At 68.4% G+C, this 18,356-nt stretch carries 13 protein-coding genes; 6 read left to right on the plus strand and 7 right to left on the minus strand.

Translation table 11 applies throughout. The features are described from left to right. The first annotated feature begins 13 nt into the window (after window positions 1-13). Complete coding sequence (gene proB, locus O9255_RS07990; protein ID WP_297866329.1) at window positions 14-1,129, plus strand: glutamate 5-kinase; 1,116 nt, start codon at window positions 14-16, stop codon at window positions 1,127-1,129. Beyond that, window positions 1,126-2,397 carry a glutamate-5-semialdehyde dehydrogenase gene (locus tag O9255_RS07995; RefSeq protein WP_297866330.1) on the plus strand — a complete coding sequence of 424 codons (1,272 nt, stop codon included), beginning with the start codon at window positions 1,126-1,128 and terminating at the stop codon, window positions 2,395-2,397. The genes proB and O9255_RS07995 overlap by 4 nt, the downstream gene beginning before the upstream one ends. A gap of 36 nt (window positions 2,398-2,433) precedes the next feature. On the opposite strand, the gene O9255_RS08000 is transcribed toward O9255_RS07995, so the two are convergent. The 3 genes from O9255_RS08000 to O9255_RS08010 are packed head-to-tail and all read right to left on the minus strand — an operon-like array spanning window position 2,434 to window position 10,179. Then, window positions 2,434-5,538, minus strand: coding sequence for an efflux RND transporter permease subunit (locus O9255_RS08000; protein WP_297866331.1), 3,105 nt, complete (start codon window positions 5,536-5,538; stop codon window positions 2,434-2,436). Next, window positions 5,535-8,993 carry an efflux RND transporter permease subunit gene (locus O9255_RS08005; protein ID WP_297866332.1) on the minus strand — a complete coding sequence of 1,153 codons (3,459 nt, stop codon included), beginning with the start codon at window positions 8,991-8,993 and terminating at the stop codon, window positions 5,535-5,537. Before O9255_RS08005 ends, O9255_RS08000 begins: the two co-directional genes overlap by 4 nt. 10 nt (window positions 8,994-9,003) lie before the next feature. Then, window positions 9,004-10,179 (minus strand): efflux RND transporter periplasmic adaptor subunit, encoded by a 1,176-nt coding sequence (locus O9255_RS08010; protein WP_297866333.1) that lies wholly within the window; start codon window positions 10,177-10,179, stop codon window positions 9,004-9,006. A gap of 231 nt (window positions 10,180-10,410) precedes the next feature. Here O9255_RS08010 and O9255_RS08015 point away from each other — a divergent pair, with 231 nt between their 5' ends. Next, on the plus strand, window positions 10,411-10,734 hold the full coding sequence (locus O9255_RS08015) for a cytochrome c (protein ID WP_297866334.1): 324 nt from the start codon (window positions 10,411-10,413) through the stop codon (window positions 10,732-10,734). 17 nt (window positions 10,735-10,751) lie between these two features. Further along, the gene (locus O9255_RS08020) at window positions 10,752-11,135 is read left to right on the plus strand and encodes a cytochrome c (RefSeq protein WP_297866335.1); all 384 of its coding nucleotides are present in this window, start codon (window positions 10,752-10,754) and stop codon (window positions 11,133-11,135) included. On the opposite strand, the gene O9255_RS08025 is transcribed toward O9255_RS08020, so the two are convergent. Further along, on the minus strand, window positions 11,120-12,070 hold the full coding sequence (locus O9255_RS08025) for a hypothetical protein (RefSeq protein ID WP_297866336.1): 951 nt from the start codon (window positions 12,068-12,070) through the stop codon (window positions 11,120-11,122). The two genes, O9255_RS08020 and O9255_RS08025, sit on opposite strands and share 16 nt — an antisense overlap. A 129-nt stretch (window positions 12,071-12,199) precedes the next feature. Next, window positions 12,200-12,784, minus strand: coding sequence for an NfuA family Fe-S biogenesis protein (locus O9255_RS08030; RefSeq protein WP_297866337.1), 585 nt, complete (start codon window positions 12,782-12,784; stop codon window positions 12,200-12,202). A 96-nt stretch (window positions 12,785-12,880) separates the two neighbouring features. Here O9255_RS08030 and O9255_RS08035 point away from each other — a divergent pair, with 96 nt between their 5' ends. Continuing rightward, window positions 12,881-13,228, plus strand: a complete 348-nt coding sequence (locus tag O9255_RS08035) for a 4a-hydroxytetrahydrobiopterin dehydratase (protein ID WP_297866338.1) — start codon at window positions 12,881-12,883, stop codon at window positions 13,226-13,228. Between the two features lie 13 nt (window positions 13,229-13,241). Here the strand turns inward: O9255_RS08035 and O9255_RS08040 are convergent, their stop codons facing one another. Further along, entirely contained in the window at window positions 13,242-14,195 is a 954-nt protein-coding gene (locus O9255_RS08040) for an RluA family pseudouridine synthase (protein WP_297866339.1), read from the minus strand. Between the two features lie 395 nt (window positions 14,196-14,590). On the opposite strand from O9255_RS08040, the gene O9255_RS08045 reads away from it, so the two are divergent. Next, a complete protein-coding gene (locus tag O9255_RS08045) occupies window positions 14,591-17,593 on the plus strand; it encodes an Rne/Rng family ribonuclease (protein ID WP_297866407.1) in 3,003 nt (1,000 codons plus the stop codon). A 95-nt stretch (window positions 17,594-17,688) separates the two neighbouring features. On the opposite strand, the gene O9255_RS08050 is transcribed toward O9255_RS08045, so the two are convergent. Then, entirely contained in the window at window positions 17,689-18,333 is a 645-nt protein-coding gene (locus tag O9255_RS08050) for a response regulator (protein WP_297866340.1), read from the minus strand. Between the last annotated feature and the right edge of the window lie 23 nt (window positions 18,334-18,356).

Raw genomic sequence — 18,356 nt, forward strand, 5'->3', positions numbered from 1 at the left:
TCGAGTGCCGCTGGTGTCCGAGCCCGTCGCCCTACCCCGCTGGAAACGCGCCGTCCTCAAGGTCGGCAGCAACCTGATCGCGCCCGGCGGGCAGCGGCTTTCCACGCGGCACCTGCTGTCGATCGCCCGCTTCATCGCCGAAGCCCGCGCCGACGATCGCGAGGTCGTGCTCGTCTCGTCCGGCGCCGTCGCCGCCGGGCGCGCGCTGCTGGGCTCGCTGGATGGTCCCGCGCTCCCCGCGAAGCAGGCGCTTGCGGCCCTCGGCCAGCCGCGCATGTTCGAGGCCTGGGCCCGCCTGCTCGATGTGCCGTGCGCGCAGGTGCTGTTGGCCTTCGACGACCTGCAGAACCGCCGCCGCTTCGTCAACGCCAAGAACACGCTGCGGGAACTGCTGCGCGCCGGCGTACTGCCGATCATCAACGAGAACGACTCGGTGGCCGTCGACGAGCTCCGCCTCGGCGACAACGACAACCTCGCCGCCCACGTGGCGGTGCTGGTCGAAGCCGACCTGCTGGTGATCCTTTCCGACATCGACGGTCTGTACGACGCCGATCCGCGCAAAGTGCCGACTGCGATGCGCATCGCGCGCGTGGCCGCCATCGACGACGCGGTGTTCGCGCTCGCCGGCGGCGCCGGCTCAGCGGTCGGTACGGGCGGCATGCGCACCAAGCTGGAAGCCGCCGCGAAGGCGACGGCTCGCGGCATCCCGACCGTCATTGCGCACGGCGGGAAGGCGGAGGCGCTCGAAGCCCTCGGCCGCGACGAGTGCCCGGGCACCCTCTTCGAGCCCACGGCGACACCGGCCAGCGCCAAGGAGCATTGGATGCGCCACGCACTGGCGAGCCAAGGCCAACTGCATGTCGATGCCGGGGCACTACGCGCACTGAAGGAGCGCGGCGCGTCCCTGCTTCCGGCCGGCGTCCGCGGGGTCGAGGGCGCGTTCCGTGCCGGCGATGCCGTCGAAGTGCGGGTGGAGGGCGACGCGCGGCCCTTCGCCAAGGGCATCGCGCAATACGATGCCTCCGAATTGCGGCGCGTGCTGGGCAAACCGAGCGCTGAGTTGCCGGCCCTGCTCGGCTACGAAGGCCCCGAGACCGTGATCCACCGCGACGACCTGGTGCTGCTGTGACCCCCGACGAAACCCGACTCATCCGCCGCTGTGCGGAAGCCTCGCGCGCCGCTGCGCGCCGCCTCGCCGCGAGCGACGCCGCCACCCGCACTGCGGCGCTCGACGCTATCGCGCTCGCCCTCGAGGCTCGGGAGGCCAGCGTGCTCGCAGCCAATGCGAAGGATCTCGAGGCGGCCGGCGCGGCGGGCCTGTCGACCGCGATGCAGGATCGCCTTCGGCTCGACCCCGCACGCTTCGCCGCACTGGTCGCCGCCGTGCGCGCCGTGAACGCGCTGCCCGATCCACTGGGCGGGATCGAATGGCAGGCGCCGCGCGCCGATGGCCTCGAGATCGGGCGGATGCGCGCACCGCTCGGTGCCATTGCGATGATCTACGAATCGCGCCCGAACGTGACCGTCGATGCCGCAGTGCTCTGCCTCAAGTCCGGAAACGCCTGCGTGCTGCGCGGCGGCCGGGAGGCGGCGCACAGCAATGCCGCGCTCATCGAGGCCGTACAGGCCGGCTTGCAGGCCGTCGGCCTGCCGGTCGATGCGGCGGTGCTGGTGCCGGTGTTCGAACGCGCCGCCATCGCCGAACTGTTGAAGCATGACGACTGCCTCGCGCTGGTGATCCCGCGCGGCGGCGAAGGCTTGATCCGGCATGTCGCCGAGGTCAGCCGCGTGCCGGTCATCCGCCACTACAAGGGCGTTTGCCACCTGTACGTCGAAGCCAGCGCCGACCTCGACGCCGCGCTCCACCTCGCCATCGACGGCAAGTGCGCGCGTCCTTCCGCATGCAATGCCTTGGAGACGCTGCTGGTCGACGCCAGCGTGGCAGGCGCTTTCCTGCCACGCGTTGGCGAGGCGCTTCGCGCTCGCGGTGTCACGCTGCGCGCCTGCCCGCGCGCCGTCCCGCTGCTGCCTTCGGCCGAGGCCGCGACGCCCGACGACTGGGACGCCGAATACCTCGAACTCGTCATCGCAGTGAAGGTCGTGAACGGCTTCGAAGAGGCGCTCGTGCACATTGCCGCGCACGGCTCTCAGCACACCGAGGCCATCGCCACGCAGGACGATGCACTGGCGGCCCGCTTCCAGCGCGAGGTCGACGCCTCGGCGGTGATGGTCAACGCATCCACCCGCTTCAACGATGGCGGCGAACTGGGCCTGGGCGCCGAGATCGGCATCTCGACGACCAAGTTGCACGCCTACGGTCCGATGGGGCTCGAATCCCTCACCACCCTCAAGTGGATGGTGCGCGGCGCGGGGCATACCCGCGCTCCCGTCCACTGACGCGGCCCCGGGAGAACCGGGGCTCGCGCCGGGCCCTCAGTGGGCGGTACCGATCTCGCGCACGCCAGCCCACTCGCGGGCACGACGGAACGCGGCACCGCTCCAGTTCCCGACGTCGTCGAGGATCGCGTAGATCGTCGGCAGGAAGACCAGGCTGACGACCGTCGAGAAGATCAGGCCACCGACGATGGCTCGGGCCATCGGGTAGTAGCCCGGGCCATCGCCGCCGATCTGCGCACCGCCGAGCGTCAGCGGAATCATGCCGAGGATCGTCGTGCCCATCGTCATCAGGATGGGCCGCAGGCGTTCGCGACTGCCCTCCACCAGTGCATCGAGGCGGCTGTAGCCCTCCCGGCGCAGGTTGTTGATGTGCTCGATCATCACGATGCCGTTGTTCACCACCACGCCCATCAGCACCAGGATGCCGATCGCCGCCATGATCGTGAACGTGGTGTTGGTGATCACGAAGAACCAGAACACGCCGAAGGCCGAGAACACGATGCTGCTCATGATCGCCAACGGGTACAGCAAGGACTCGAATAGCGCAGCCATGATGATGAAGATCATGATCATGGCGATGAGCGTGTTGAAGGCCATCTGCGTACCGGCCTCGTCATTCCGCTGGAAATCGCCACCAAAACTGAAGCCGTAGCCAGGCGGGAACGTCACCTTGGCGAGCACTTCGGTCATGGCCTTGCGGGCGTCCTCGTTGGTTTGCTTGTCGCCGAGGTTGGCCGCGATATTGAGCGATGTCCGGCGGTTCTCCCGATTGATCTGCCCGGCACCGCGCTCGATGTCCACCTTCACCATCGACATCAGCGGCACGCGGCTGCCGTCTGGACGCGTCAGCTGCAACGACTGCAGGTCCTGCACACGGAACTTCTCCGCGCCAGCGAAGCGCGCCCACACGGGCACCTCTTCGCCACGGCCGCGGAACTCGCGAAGCGGCGTGCCGCGCAGGGCGATGCCGATGTACTGCGCCACCTCCTGGGCTGAGAATCCATAGGCCGCGGCGCGATCGCGATCCACGCTGACGCGAACCTCGCTGGTCTCGTCGCCGGTATCGATACGGACATCGCGGAGTTCCGGGCGACGGGCAAGCACGGGAACGATCTGCTCGGCGAGCAGCATCAGCTCCTCGTTCGAATCCCCATTCAGCGAGACACGGACGCCCTCGTTCTGGCCGCCGCCGCCGCCACCGCCACCCGGGCCGCCACTGCCCTCGATGCCGATCTCGGCCAGCGCGGACTTGGGCAGGATCTTGCGGATCTTCTCCTGCAGCTCCTCGGTCGGAAGCAGGTCGCCCTCCGACTTCAAGGTCACGTCGATGCCGCCCCAACCCCGCTCGCTGTAGACCGTGTAGATCTGCTCGATCTGCAGCTCTTCGCGCTTGGCGTCGAGCACCTCCTCCACCTTGAGCATCTCGCCGAGCATCTGGTCGAGGCTGTAGGAGCCGCGCCAGTCGAAATAGATGTCGATCTCGCGGCCGGCGTCGTTCTTGAACATGTCGACCTTCATCAACCCGGTCGCGGCAGGAACGATGCTGAGGATGACGATCAGGACGATACCGAACACCGACCAACCGCGATGCTCGAGCGACCAGCGCAGGCCATCGGCGTAACGGCGGGTGAGCCACGGGACGAAGCCCGTAGTCAGGCCCAGCGCCGGCGGCGTGGCCACCTTGGCCGAAAGCATCGGGATCAGGCTCACCGCCACCAGCCACGAGGCCAGCAACGAGATGGTGATCGTCGCCGCGACCTGGCCGAGGAAGATGCTGATCTGGTTGACGTCGCCGAACAGGTTCGGCACGAACACGATGATGCTCGTCAGCGTGCCGGCGCTGATCGCCAGCTGCACGCTGCGCGTGCCCTCGATCGCGCAGCGATACGGATCATTCGGATACTTCTCGCGGTACTGGTAGATGCTCTCCACCACCACGACCGCGTTGTCCACCAGCATGCCGAGCCCGAGCAGCAGACCCATCATGGTGAGGATGTTCAACGTCAGGCCCATGAAGTACATGATGCCCAGCGTCATCACGATGCAGACCGGGATGGCGAGCGTCACCATCAGGGTGCTCGGCCAGTGGCGCAGGAAGTAGAACAGGATGAAGATCGAGAGCAGGCAGCCGACGATGCCGGCTTCCGTCAGCTCGAAGATCGAGCTCTTCACCGATTCGGCCTGATCGTCCGCGATGAGCACCTGGATGCCGCGCAACTCCGGCGCCTTTTCGATCTCCACCATCTCGCGCAGCACATCCCGCGACATCTGCACGAGGTTGGCGTCGGCCTCGCGCTGGATGTCGATGCCCACCGCCGGGCGGCCGTCGAGACGGCGGCCGAAATCGGCGCGCTGCGGTTTCAGCACCACGTCGGCGATGTCGGAAAGCTTCAGGCCCCTGTCGTTCAGGACGAGGTTGCGCAATTCGTCGAGATCACGGATCTCGCCCACCGGCTGAACGCGGATGCGACGTAGGCCGTCATCGATGCTGCCGGCCGACACGGAGAAGTTCACCGCGCGGAGCCGCATCGCCAAGTCGTTCAGCGCGACATTGTGGGCTCCGAGCCGCACGGGGTCGATCGCCACCTCGACCTCCGGCGCTTCCACGCCGATGATGTCGACGCGCGCCACGCCGGGGATACGCTCGATGCGACGTTTGAACAGGCGCTCCAGCATCGCGTACTCGTTGCGCAAGTCGCGGTCGCTGGTGAAGCGCAGGCGCAGCACCGGTTCGTCCGTCGTCGAGAACTTCATGACGAAGTAGCGCTGGAAGTCGTCCGGCAGGTCGGTGCGGATCGCATCAATGCGATCCCGCGCCTCGCTCGCGGCGATGTTGGTGTCGCGGGCCCAGTCGTCGAACTCGAGGAAGATGCCGCCACCGTCGCCGCGGGCGTTCGACCACATGTTCTTGACGCCGGAGAGCGTCGCCAACGCCTCCTCCGCCGGCCGAACGATGGTGCGCTCCACTTCTTCCGGTGATGCGCCGGCGTAGGGCAGCTCGATGTAGATGAAGGGTGCGGTCAGGGCCGGGAACTGCTCGAGCGGCAGCTTGAAGGCGGCGATCAGTCCCAACACCATCAAGGACACGTAGAACATGATCGCCGTCACCGGGCGGCGCAGGCTGATCTCCGCGAGGCTCATGGCTGCGACTCCCCGACCAGCTTCCCGATCAAGCCGATCTGCTTGTTGCGCTCACCCTCGGCCTTCCACGATTCGTCGCTGCTGCGATCCAGCAGCTTGTACATCACCGGGATGACGACCAGGGTCAGCAGGGTGGAAACCGTGAGTCCGCCGATGACCGTGATCGCCATCGGCGCCTTCACCTCGGCACCGTCGCCGCCGAAGAAGGCCAGTGGCGCGAAGCCGAACAGCGTCGTCAGGGTCGTCATGACGATGGGGCGCAGGCGCGAGTACGAGCCCTCCACCAGCGCGTCGACCTTGCTCAGGCCCTCGAGGCGCAGCTGGTTCACCTTGTCGACCAGCACGATGGCGTTCTTCACCACGATGCCGACGAGCAAGATCAACCCGATGAACACCACCACCGACACCGGAGAACCGGACAGTACGAGGGCGAGCACAGCGCCGACCACGGCCAACGGGATGGTGAAGAGGATGACGAAGGGGTGCAGCAGCGACTCGAACTGCGAGGCCATCACCAGGTAGACGAGGAAGATCGCGAGGCCGAAGGCGAACATCAGCGACTGCAGCGAACGGCCCAGCTCCTCGCTCTGGCCGCCGAAGGCGAGGCGCAGGTCGGTGCCCAGCGGATTCGCCTCGACAAGCTTGTTCACTTCCTCGACCGCGGTGCCCAGGTCGATGTCGCGCAGGTTGGCCGAAATGATGGCCACGCGGGTCTGGTCGACGCGGTTGATCTCGCCGGGGCCAATGGTCTCGACGACTTCCGCCACGGCCGACAGCGGCACCGGACGCTCGCTTTGCGGGTTGATGATCAAGTCGCGGATCTCGGCAACCGACGCGCGATCCGATTCCTGTGCACGCACCAGCACGTCGATCTTGCGGTCGCGGAAGCTGTAGCGGGTGGCAACTTCGCCGCGCACCTTGCGCACGACTTCATCGGCGATCTGGCGCGTGGTCAGGCCGAGCGCCGCGGCCCGTTCCTGGTCGAAGCGGATCTGCACTTCGGGGAAGCCCTGCTCCACCGTCGATTTCACGTCGGCGAAGTGCGGGGACGCCTTCATCAGATCGGTGAGCTTTCGCCCGGCCGCCTCGAGCTCGACGAGGTCGGTGCCTCGGATCTCGATTTCCAGCGGCGTCGACAGGCTGACCAGCTCCGGGCGACTGAACTTCACCTCGACATCCGGATAGCCGGCCATGAAGCCGCGCAGGTCGTCGGTGAGCGCCGCTTCCGTGGTGCGGCTGTAGCCCTGGCCCAGCACGATCGAAACGCGCGCGATGTTCTCGCCCGACTCGGTCGGATTGGCGTCGAGGCGCGTGCCGGTTCCGCTGACGCCGAACAGCGCCTTGATGCGGTCGTCGCCGTCGAACTGGCCCTGCACCGCCGCGACGAGGCGGTCGGTGTCCTGGAGCTGCGTACCGGCGGGCAGCTTCGCGGTCATGTCGAAGCGGTCCTGGGCCAGCTGCGGGATCAGGTCGGTGCCCAGCGTCGTCGCCATGCCGAGCGAGAGCAGGAAGGCCACGCCGGCCGAACCCAGGACGAGCGCGGGTTTACGCAGGGCCGCGGGCAGGATGCGACGGCGGTAGGACTCGGCGGCGGCGTCGTACGGACGCAGAACAAATTCACCCACCTTGGCCACGCCGGGCAGGACGAAGGTGGTGAACCCACGCCACACCAGCAGTGCGGCGCGAACCGCAAGCAGCGTGAGGAAGGACAGGATCCACCACAGCAGCTTGAAGGGTGCGAAAACCAGCGCAGCCAGTACGCCGATGATGGCGCCAAGCGCGCCCGGGCGACGCGCCACCATGCTGGCGTAAGGCGCGCCGAAGCGCTCACCGGCCTCGAAGAAGCTGCGCGGCGGGCGCACCGAACCCGGCTCGCTCTCCACGGGGAAGCTCATCGGCGCGGTGGCCTTCAAGGAGCTGAGCATCGGGATCAGGGTCAGCGCGATGACCATCGAGATCAGCAGCGCGATCGAGACGGTGAGCGCCTGGTCCCGGAACAGCTGGCCGGCAACGCCTTCCACGAACACCAGCGGCAGGAACACCGCGACGGTCGTCAGGGTGGTCGCCACCACGGGCATGCCCACTTCCTTCGTGCCGACGATCGCGGCCTCGAGCACGCCCAGGCCCTTCTCGCGGGCTTTAGCGATGTTCTCGAGCACGACGATCGAGTCGTCGACCACCATGCCGGTCGCCAGTGCGAGGCCGGCCAGCGACATCACGTTGAGGGAAAGGTCGAGCTGCCCCATGAAGAAGAAGGTGGCGATGATCGACACCGGGAGCGACAGCGAAATGACGAAGGTGCTCCAGCCGTCGCGGAGGAAGAAGAAGATGATCAGGATGGCGAACAGACCACCCATCACCGCTTCCTTCTGGACTTCACTCAGGGCCGAACCGATGAAGACGGACTGGTCCTCGACGGTGCGCATGGTCAGGCCATCGACGGTGTATTGGCCCGGGACGGTGGCGACCTGCGGCGGGCCGCTGCGCCCACCCTCGGCACCGGGCGTGCGCGGTGCGGTCTCGCGCTCCATGTCACGCAGGGCCTGCTTGATGGCGTCGGCCACCGCGACGGTGTTGGCGTCGCCTTCCTTGTACAGCGCGACCTCCACTGCTTCGGCCGAACCGATGCGGATGATGGCCTCGCGCTCCTTGTTGCCCTGCTCCACGGTGGCGACGTCGCGCAGATGGATCGGCACGCCGTTGAGCGTGGTGATCAGCATGTCGCGCATCTGCTGCAGGTTGGCGAACTGGTTCACCGTCCGCACCAGATAGCGCTGCGAGCCTTCCTCGATGCGACCACCGGAGACGTTGACGTTCTCCTGCTGCAGGCGCTGCACCACGACGTTGATGTCGAGGTTGAGCTGCGCCAGCTTGTTCTGGTCGATCAGGACCTGGACTTCATCCTCGAGGCCGCCGCCCACCTTGACCGCGGCCACACCCGGCACGGGCTCGAGGCGGCGCTTCAGCGTCTCCTCGGCGTAGCGGCGGAGATTCATCAGCTCCTGCGGCGTGGCCTGCGCGCTGGAGGCCGCGATGGCGAGCCGCATGATCGGCTGGGTACTCGGGTTGAAGCGCAGCAGCACCGGCGGCTTCACTTCGAGCGGCAGCTGGAGCAGTTCGAGCTTGTCACGGACCTCGAGGCTGGCCTGGTCCATGTCGGTACCCCAGGCGAACTCGAGGACGACGTCGCTCTGCCCCGTGCGAGAAACCGACTTGAGCTTGCGTAGGTTCTTGACCACGCCCACGGCCTGCTCGATCGGCTCGCTGACGAGCGTCTCAATCTCGGCCGGCGCGGCGCCCACGTACTCGGTGCGCACCGTGAGCGTCGGGTAGCTCAGGTCGGGCAGCAGGTTGACCTTCAGGTCGAACAGCGCGATGAAGCCGAACAACACGAGGGTGACGGTCGCCATCGCCACCGTCACGCGACGGCGGGTGGCCAGTTCAATCAGGCTCATGGACAGGTGCTCAGCGGTTGGCGGCGTCGGCCACAGCCGTCGCGGCAGGCGCGGCGGCGGTCGGGTTCAGCACTTCCACTTCGGCCCCGTCGCGCACCGCGACCCGGCCCTGGGTGATGACCTGCTCGCCGGCTTCAATGCCGCCCAGCACCTCGGCGTACTCGCCGTTGATGTAGCCGAGCTGGAGCACCTTGCGCACGGCCTTGCCGTTCTCGACGACGAAGACCGCGGATTCGCCGGAGCCTTCGATGAGCGCGATGCGCGGCACCGTCAGCGCGGCGTCGCGTTCGTCGTAGACGATGTTGAGGCGACCGAACATGCCGGGCCGCAGCTTGTCCTGGCCGCGGAACACGCCGACGACACGGAACGTACCCGTCTGCGAATCCACCACCGGGCTGATCCGGCCGACTTCGCCTTCGAAGACCTGGCCCGAGAGCGCGTCCACCATCATGCGGATCGGCAAGCCGGCTTTCATGGTGTTCATCTCGCGCTCCGGCACGTTGAGCACGGCCTCGAGGTAGGAGTTGTCGACGATGCGGTAGACCGGCGCGTTCAGCGCGATCAAGTTGCCCGGCTTCGCCATCCGCTGCGCGACCACGCCGGAGATCGGCGCGGTGATCGTGGTGTAGCTCAGTTCGAGGCGCGCGAGGTCGTATGCGGCCTTGGCCGATTCGAATTCGTAGCGCAGCTGGTCGTTGGCGTCGGCGCTCACCAGCTTGCGTTCGAACAGCTCCTTCGAGCGCTCGAAGTTCGCCTGCAGGCGGCGCATCGTGGCCTCGGCGCGGGCCACCTCGAGGCGGGTGCGCTCCGGGTCGATCTGCGCCAGCGCCTGGCCGGCCTCGACGGTGTCGCCTTCTTCGACCAGGACGCGCAGCAGCACGCCGCCGGTCTTGGCCACGACCTGGGCGTCGGCCGGGACCTCGAGGTTCGCCGTGCCGCTGTAGCTGGCCGAGATTCGGCGCTCGGCCACGGCGGCCACCTCGACCGGCACGGCCTCGTTCTTCTTCTCCTCGCCCGGCTTGCCGTCCTCCCCGGCCTCGGCCGTAGCCTCGGTCTCCTCGTCGGTGGCGGCATCGCCCTCGTCTTCGGCACCGCCCGAGCAGGCAGTCAGGGCGAGCACGGCCGCCAGGCCGAGGGCCAGGGCGAAGCGCGGGGTGGAGGAGGGGTTCGAGCGTGAAGCGGTCATGGGAAGGCCGTGGTGTGCTGGTTTCATACAACACTAATCCCCGGCCTTCACAAACGCATATGCCAAGAGTCAGCCTGACCTCGCACACAGCCCCGTGGAACGCGGATCAGAGATTCGGCGCACATCAGGGGTGGCCCGAGCCGCCGGCGCATCCTGCGCCATGACCCTGTCAAGGCGCCGCGTACGGTGGCTATAATCCGCGGGCTTTCCACCCTGACCCCGGATCGTCTGATGCGTCGACTCCTGACCGCCCTGTTCGGCACCGCGCTCGCGTTCGCGACGGCGCCTGCCCACGCCGCCGGCAACGCCGAAAACGGCAAGACGCTGGCCTACACCTGTGCCGGCTGCCACGGCATCCCGGAGTACCGCAACGCGTACCCGAGCTATCACGTGCCGAAGATCGCGGGCCAGAACGAGGCCTACCTCGTCAACGCGCTCAAGGCCTACAAGAGCGGCGACCGCCAACACCCGACGATGACCGCCCAGGCCTCGAGCTTCTCGGACCAGGACATCGCCGACCTCGCCGCCTACCTGTCGGCCCCGAAGGCCAAGTGACGAAGGACCTCCGCCCCATGCGCCTCCAGACCCTCGCCACCGCCTCCCTCGCCCTCTTCGCCGGCACCGTGCTCGCCGTCGGCGCGCCGAAGGGCGACATCGCCGCCGGCAAGCAGCGCTTCGAAGCCACGCCGGAAGGCGGCCAGTCCTGCGCCAGCTGCCACCTCGAAGGCGGCGCCAAGTCGATCGACGGCAACACGCCGCTGCTCGCCGGCCAATACGCCGATTACCTCGAGAAAGCGTTGAAGGACTACCGCTCCGGCGCCCGCGTCAACGTGCTGATGAACGCCCAGGTCAGCGCGACCGAAGGCGCCAACAAGCTCACCGACGCCGACATCCAGAACATCGCCGCCTACCTCGCCGCGCAGCCGCAAGCGGTGGAGATCTACAAGCCGCGTTGATCATCGGAAAGCGCCGTATTCGGCGCGTTCTGCTCGACGGGAAGCCCGGCCTCGCGCCGGGCTTCGTCGTTTTCGGCCGCGTCGTCGGAGCTGCACAGGGCCGACAGGCGGTCGAGGAAGTACGCCACCTGCACGGCTTCCTCGGCGTCCTCCAGGGCCTGCCGCAGCTCGCGGCACTGGACGCGGTTGGAACGGTCCCAAGGGGCGGGCGGCGGGCGCTGCACGATCACCCCGGTGCCGCCGTTGCGGACGATCGTGCAGCTTCCCGCGATACCGGCCACGGTTCCGCAGACCAGCGAGAACTTGGCGTTGAGCGGTACCGACACCTTCCCCGAGGCCTTCTCCACCAGCCGCCCGAGCCAATCGTCGATGAGGTTGCCGCGCGGCCGCCAAGCGTGCGCGAATCGCGACGGGTTCGGGTCCAGCGCCCGGGGACGGTAGAACACGTCGTCCTCGGTGCCGTTGCCCGGCGTGTAGTAATCCCCCTCGCGCGGCGGTGGCGTCGCCGAATACAGGTTCTCCTTCGGCAGCAGGGCGCGAGCCTCGTCGTCGAGATACGGGATCGTGCGCGCCACGGGCGCCGGTGCGAGCGAGGGGGCTGCGGTCGTCTCCGGCGAAGCGGCATCGACCGGCTCGATCGACGGCGCGCGATCCACCAACGGTGGCACGCCTCGCGGCGCTGCGACGGTGGCCGATGCGTCCACTTGGGCCGCCGCGGTGCGCGGTCGATCCGCGAGCGCCGGCGCGCTGCGCTCCGCGGCCGGTTCCAGCAGATCCACCGGCACCCAGGCCGGGACCGGCGCGACATCGGCGACAGCCTCGAGAACGACAGGCTCGCTGGGCAGGGTCATCGCCACCAGCAAGCCGAGGTGCAAGGCCAGGGACAGGCCCCAAGCGAGGCTGCGGCGCCACGAGAACTGCCGGTCTGACGCCATGCGTGCGGGGGGCCTCGATCACGAAGCGCCCGATGCTGTTGGGCCGAGGCGTAAGCCGCGGTTAAAGCGGCCTTATGAAAACGCGTCGATTCAGCGTCCAGCAGGAAACCGCAGCCGCAGCGCGGCGAATCAGCGCGCGATGTAGGGCGCTTCGCCGGTGCTGTGGTCGGTGGCGTCCCGCACGGCGGTGATGCCGGGGATCTTCGCCATCAGCTGCTTCTCGATGCCCTGCTTCAGGGTGACGTCGGCCATGCCGCAGCCGTGGCAGCCGCCGCCGAATCGCAGCAGCACGACGCCGTCCGCGGTCACTTCCTCGAGACGCACGTTGCCCTTGTGCGCGGCGAGCTGCGGGTTGATCTCGTTGTCGAGCATCCAGCGCACGCGCTCCGGGATCGACGCGCCATCGGCCGGTGCCGTGCCCTTAATCTTCGGCGCGCGGATATTGAGCTCTCCGCCGGTGGCATTCGTGCGGTAGTCGATCTCGGCGCCATCGAGGTAGCCCGCGGTGCCGCCATCGACGAACAGCGTGAACCCGTCGCAGTCCACGGCCCACTCGTTGCCATCGAGGTCGCTTTTCTCGGCGAACTCCAAGCGCACGTCGGCCTTCGGCGTGCCGGCATGCAATGCGGAAAGACGGATGCCCACGGCATCGCCGCCCTGCGTTTCGAGCAATCGGCGGAAGTGGGTCTGGGCGGATTCGGTGATCTGGATCATCGGCGTATTCTATGCGCCCCCGCGCTTCACCGGCGTCGAGCCGCCATCACGCGACCTCGCCCGACGCCCACGCCGCCTTTGCCGAATGGACCTGCCATGACGACCCTCGCCGAACTCGCCACCGCCCACTGCACGCCGCTGCGCGGCGCCGAGCACCAGCTGTCGCCGGAGCGCGTGGCGGCTCTGCTTGCCTTGCTGCCAGCGGGCTGGCGCCTGATCGACGATGGCCCGGCCATCGAGAAGACCTTCCGCTTCGCCGACTACCACCGCACGATGGCCTACGTGAACGCACTGGCTTTCATCGCCCACGCGGAAGACCACCACCCCGACCTCGGCGTGCACTACGACCGCTGCGTGGTGCGCTTCTCAACCCACGACGTGGGCGGGCTGTCGATCAACGATTTCGCCTGCGCCGCCAAGGCCGAAGCGCTGTTGCAGCGCTGATCCGCCGAGGCCCTCAGGCCAGCCGGTCGAGTACCGCGCGCAGCTCGTCGCTGAGCGGCGCGGTCACGAGGTAGGGCGTCGCGCCGCCATCGAGCGCGAACTCCATCGATGCGGCGTGCAGGAAGAGGCGCTTCAGGCCGACCTGCTCGGCGAGACGCTTGTTGGCTTCCTTGTCGCCGTACTTCGGATCACCGGCCACCGGGTGCCCGATATGGGCCGCGTGCACGCGGATCTGGTGCGTGCGGCCGGTCTCGATGCGGATCTCGCAGAAGCTGTGCCCACCGCGACGCTCGAGCACCTTGATGTGGCTGACGGACGCCTTGCCCTCGGGATCGACGCGAACCATCCGCTCGCCGCCCTGCAGCACCGACTTCCGCAGCGGCGCATCGACCGTGATCGTGCCGTCCGGAACGCGGCCGACCAGCAGGGCGAGGTAGCGCTTGCCCGGGCCCTCGTCATCCTCGCCACCGCGCATCAGGGCCTGCAGCTCCAGCAGGGCCGAGCGCTTCTTCGCCAGCACGATGACCCCGGAGGTGTCGCGGTCGAGCCGGTGCACCAGCTCGATGGACTCGTTCGGACGCAGGGCCCGGAGGCCCTCGATCACGCCGAAACTGACCCCCGACCCGCCGTGGGCAGCGATGCCGGAGGGCTTGTTCAGGGCGAGGATGGCCTTGTCCTCGAAGACGATGCTCGCGGCCAGGCGGTCCAGCAGCCCCTTGGGCGCGACCTTGGGCTCCCCCTCCTCGGCCAACCGGACCGGCGGAATGCGCACCTCGTCCCCGGCCTTGATCTTGGTCTCCGGCTTGGCCCGGCCGCCGTTCACCCGCACCTGCCCGGAGCGCACGATCTTGTAGATGATCGAACGCGGCGCGCCCTTGAGCTGGCCGAGCAGGAAATTGTCGAGGCGCTGGCCGTCGCGGTCGTCCGGGACGCGGACGAGGCGAACGCCTCCGGTTTTCTCATTCATGGGCGAGACCGACGGGGTGGGCGGGCCGGAGCGCATCTGTTAAGCTCCGCGCGCAGGCTAAGGTTCTGATTCGCTTGGGAGTTGGCCGAAAGCCCCCTCCCCTGAGTTCCCGTCGAAACGCGACCACGCCCCCCGGGGGCGATCATGTTAGCGGCTTTCGAGTGGGCAAACCCGCCCCCTGCCCGAGTGTCCCGAAGGGTTGCCTGACGGCCACGCGGCTAGCACCGGATCGGCCTGACACACCGACCGGCATCAGTGGAATACAAATGAAGCGCTCCCGCGGGAATGCCCCGACGGTCCGAAGCGCTGGATCGATGCCAGGCGCCGCGCAAGCGGCGCCGGATGACGGGCCCGACCCGGCGTTCCTCGCGGTAGAGCGCATGAGGAACCTGACAATGAAGCGGATGCTGATCAATGCCACGCAGGCAGAAGAACTGCGCGTGGCGATCGTGGACGGCCAGTCCCTGTACGACATCGATATCGAGCAGTCGGCCAAGGAACAGCGCAAGTCCAACATCTACAAGGGCCGCATCACGCGGCTGGAACCCTCCCTCGAAGCGGCCTTCGTCGAATACGGCGTCGACCGCCATGGCTTCCTTCCGCTGAAGGAGATCGCCCGCGAGTACTTCCAGCCGGGGACGAACCCCGACAAAAACACGCTCAAGGAATGCCTGCGCGAAGGCCAGGAAGTCGTCATCCAGGTCGACAAGGAAGAACGTGGCAACAAGGGCGCCGCCCTGACCACCTTCATCTCGCTGGCCGGCCGCTACATGGTGCTGATGCCGAACTCGCCGAACGCCGGCGGGGTCTCGCGCCGCATCGAGGGCGAAGACCGGCAGGCGCTGAAGGAAGCGCTCGACGCCATCAACATCCCCGATGACATGGGCGTCATCATCCGCACCGCTGGCGTCGGCCGCGACGCGGAAGAGCTGCAGTGGGACCTGAACTACCTTCTGCAGGTCTGGCGCGCCATCTGCGACGCCGCCCTGTCGAAGCCGGCGCCGTTCCTGATCTACCAGGAATCGCGCCTGATCGTCCGCGCCCTGCGCGACTACCTGCGCGGCGACGTCAACGAGATCCTCGTCGACACGCAGGCGATGTACGACGAAGCCCGCGAGTTCATGCAGCAGGTCATGCCGAACGCCCTGCGGAAGCTGAAGCTCTACGGCGACCCGATCCCGCTGTTCAACCGCTTCCAGATCGAATCGCAGATCGAGAACGCCTACGAGCGCAACGTGCGCCTGCCCTCGGGCGGCGCGCTGGTCATCGACCAGACGGAAGCCCTCACCTCGGTCGACGTGAACTCGGCCCGCGCCACCAAGGGCGGCGACATCGAGGAAACCGCGCTGCAGACGAACCTGGAGGCGGCCGAGGAAGTGGCCCGCCAGCTCCGCCTGCGCGACCTCGGCGGCCTCGTGGTCATCGACTTCATCGACATGAGCTCGACCAAGGCCCAGCGCCAGGTCGAGGACCGCTTGCAGAACGCCCTGAAGCACGATCGCGCCCGCGTGCAGATCGGCCGCATCTCGCGCTTCGGCCTGCTGGAAATGAGCCGCCAGCGCCTGCGCCCCTCCTTGGGCGAAAGCAGCCAGATGGTCTGCCCGCGCTGCGACGGCCACGGCCGCGTGCGCAGCGTCGAGTCGCTGTCGCTGTCGATCCTGCGCGTCGTGGAAGAGCATGCGATGAAGGAGAACACCGGCCAGGTGCTGGTGCAGGCCCCGTCGCAGATCGCCAACTACCTGCTCAACGAGAAGCGCCGCGCGATCACCGAGATCGAGCAGCGCCATGATTCGCCGATCATCATCGTCGCCGACCCGGCGCTCGATATCCCGCACTACACCGTGACGCGCCTGCGCGAGAACGAGCTGGGCGAGGAATCGTCGAAGCCGAGCTACCACCGCACCTCGCCGCGCAAGCTCGAGTTGCATGCGCTGACGAAGAACCAGCTGAACATCCCGCCGGCGCCCGCCGTGACGAAGGTGCAGCCGGTGCAGCCCATGCCGAATCGTCCGGTCGAAACCTTCGATGGCGACGTCGCTCCGGCGCCGGCCGCCCCGGTGGCCGTCGCTCCCGCGGCAACGCCGCAGAAGCGCGGTTTCTGGAGCCGCCTGATGTCGGTGTTCACCGGCGACGACGGCGCTCCCGCCGCCGCCCCGGCCGCCGCCCCCGCCAAGCCGCAGGGCGAGCGCCCGCGCCGCGAGGATCGCGGCCCGCGCAACGACCGCGGTGGCCAGCGCGGCGATCGCAACGAGCGCGGTAACCGCGGCGACCGCACGAACGAGCGCAGCGATCGTGGCGAGCGCCAGGGCGCCACCACCGGCGAGCAGCCCGTGCCGCGCGGCGAGCGCAATGAGCGACCGGGCCGCGGCGACCGCCGCGACCGCAACGGCAACAAGCCGGAGCGGAGCCCCGAGGAGCAGAAGCGCATCGACGAGCAGCGCAAGCTCGAGGAGCAGCGTCGCCTCGAGAAGCAGCAGCGTCGGGAAGAACAGCAGAAGCGCGAAGCCGAGAAGGCCGAGCAGCGCAAGCAGGAACCGGGCCGCCGTCCGCAGGAACCGCGCACGAACGTTACGGCCGCAGCCGCAGGTTCCGTCGCGGGCGTGGCCGTGGTCGCCGAAGCCGTGGTCTCCGAGCCCATGCGCCCCGTCGCGAACGCCGCGCTGGCCGAAGGCTTCGCGCCGACGCCCGAGACGGCCGAAGCCATCGTCGACACGACGGCCATCGAAGGCGCCGAGACCAACGGTTCGGAAGGCGCTTCGTCGGCCGAAGTCGGCGCGGGCGGCAAGCGTCGCCGCGGCCGTCGCGGTGGACGTCGCCGCCGTCGCGGCGCCGGCACGGACGGTGCCGATGGCACCGCCGCGGGCGATGCGCTGGATGGCGAGGATTTCGGCGACGACGCCGAAGGTGACGAGGACGGCGAGTCGCCGAAGCCCGCCGGTGATCGCGCCGTCGCAGCGACGACCTCCGTGCTGCTGACCAGCGCCGAGACCGACTTCGACGACCTGCCGGCCCCGGCGAAGCCCGCCGCGGCGCCGATCGTGGAACCGGTTGCCGCACCCGCGCCTCCGGCACCCGCGCCCGCCGCCGCAGCAGAACCCGAGGCCGTGGTGGCCGAGGCACCGCAGCCGGCGGACGCCACACCCGTCGTGGAAGCGCTTCCGGAAGCCGTGGAGACGCCGGCTGTCGCCGATCAGACTCCAGTGGCGATCGACGTTGCTCCGGTGGTGGTGGAGGCAGCGCCAGCCCCGGCAGTCGAGGCGGCTCCGGTGCCCTCGCCGCTGCAGCGCGACCTGCTCGCCGAACTGGGGGCGCCGGCTTCAGCACCTGCGGCCCCGACCGCCGCTGCCCCCGAGGCCGGCGAAGCGTCGGAGAGCAGCGACGGCCCGCGGCCGGCCTGATTCCGGGCGGCCTAGGCTGCGACAAAGATGAAAAGCAAACGGCCCGGGATTCCCGGGCCGTTTGCTTTCGCCCCGCGCTCGCGGGCAACGACGCCTCAGTTCGGCGAGAGGGTCGCGTCGTGCACGCCGTACTGCGTGGCGAGGCGGGCCAGTGAGACCGTGTCCTTGATCGCCAGCTTGTCGAGCAGGCGGTACTTGTGGGTCGCGACGGTCTTCCCGCTGAGGTGGAGTCGGCGGCCGATCTCTTCGAGCTTGAGGCCCTGGCAGAGCAGCTTCGCCACCTCCATCTCGCGCGGAGAGAGATTCTCGAACGGCGACTCCGCCTGCGCGCCGCCCAGCGCGATGTGCTGCGCCACGTCGCTGGCGAGATAGCGCTTGCCGCGAGCGGCTTCGCGGATGGCGCGCAGCAACTCGTTGGCGTCGCAGCCCTTGCCCACGTAGCCGTGCGCACCGGCAGCCATCAGGCGGCGAGGCATCGGTCCGTCCTGCTGGACGGAACAGATCACGACGCGCGTCGGCGTGTCGCCCTTCGCGAGGCGCTCGGTGATCTCGAGGCCACTGACGCCAGGAAGGTGGAGATCGCACAGCACGACGTCGGGCACGAGCTGGCGGATGAGCGGCAGGCCGGACTCACCATCCTCGGCTTCGCCGACCACCTGCATGTCGGTCTCGCGCTCGAGGATCAGACGATAGCCCGTGCGCACGAGCGCGTGGTCGTCCAGCAGGAACACCTTGATCATTGTCGACGCTTCCTTGTTCCACG

It is taken from the genome of Silanimonas sp., assembly GCF_027530345.1.
GTDB lineage: Bacteria > Pseudomonadota > Gammaproteobacteria > Xanthomonadales > Xanthomonadaceae > Silanimonas.

Bases quoted from the DNA above. Each gene is read 5' to 3' on its own strand.
- O9255_RS08035 (WP_297866338.1), top strand. From the start codon at position 12,881: ATGACGACCCTCGCCGAACTCGCCACCGCCCACTGCACGCCGCTGCGC.
- O9255_RS08020 (WP_297866335.1), top strand. From the start codon at position 10,752: ATGCGCCTCCAGACCCTCGCCACCGCCTCCCTCGCCCTCTTCGCCGGC.
- O9255_RS08050 (WP_297866340.1), bottom strand. From the start codon at position 18,333: ATGATCAAGGTGTTCCTGCTGGACGACCACGCGCTCGTGCGCACGGGC.
- O9255_RS08030 (WP_297866337.1), bottom strand. From the start codon at position 12,784: ATGATCCAGATCACCGAATCCGCCCAGACCCACTTCCGCCGATTGCTC.
- O9255_RS08010 (WP_297866333.1), bottom strand. From the start codon at position 10,179: ATGACCGCTTCACGCTCGAACCCCTCCTCCACCCCGCGCTTCGCCCTG.
- O9255_RS08000 (WP_297866331.1), bottom strand. From the start codon at position 5,538: ATGAGCCTCGCGGAGATCAGCCTGCGCCGCCCGGTGACGGCGATCATG.
- O9255_RS08040 (WP_297866339.1), bottom strand. From the start codon at position 14,195: ATGAATGAGAAAACCGGAGGCGTTCGCCTCGTCCGCGTCCCGGACGAC.
- O9255_RS08005 (WP_297866332.1), bottom strand. From the start codon at position 8,993: ATGAGCCTGATTGAACTGGCCACCCGCCGTCGCGTGACGGTGGCGATG.
- O9255_RS08015 (WP_297866334.1), top strand. From the start codon at position 10,411: ATGCGTCGACTCCTGACCGCCCTGTTCGGCACCGCGCTCGCGTTCGCG.
- O9255_RS08025 (WP_297866336.1), bottom strand. From the start codon at position 12,070: ATGGCGTCAGACCGGCAGTTCTCGTGGCGCCGCAGCCTCGCTTGGGGC.
- O9255_RS08045 (WP_297866407.1), top strand. From the start codon at position 14,591: ATGAAGCGGATGCTGATCAATGCCACGCAGGCAGAAGAACTGCGCGTG.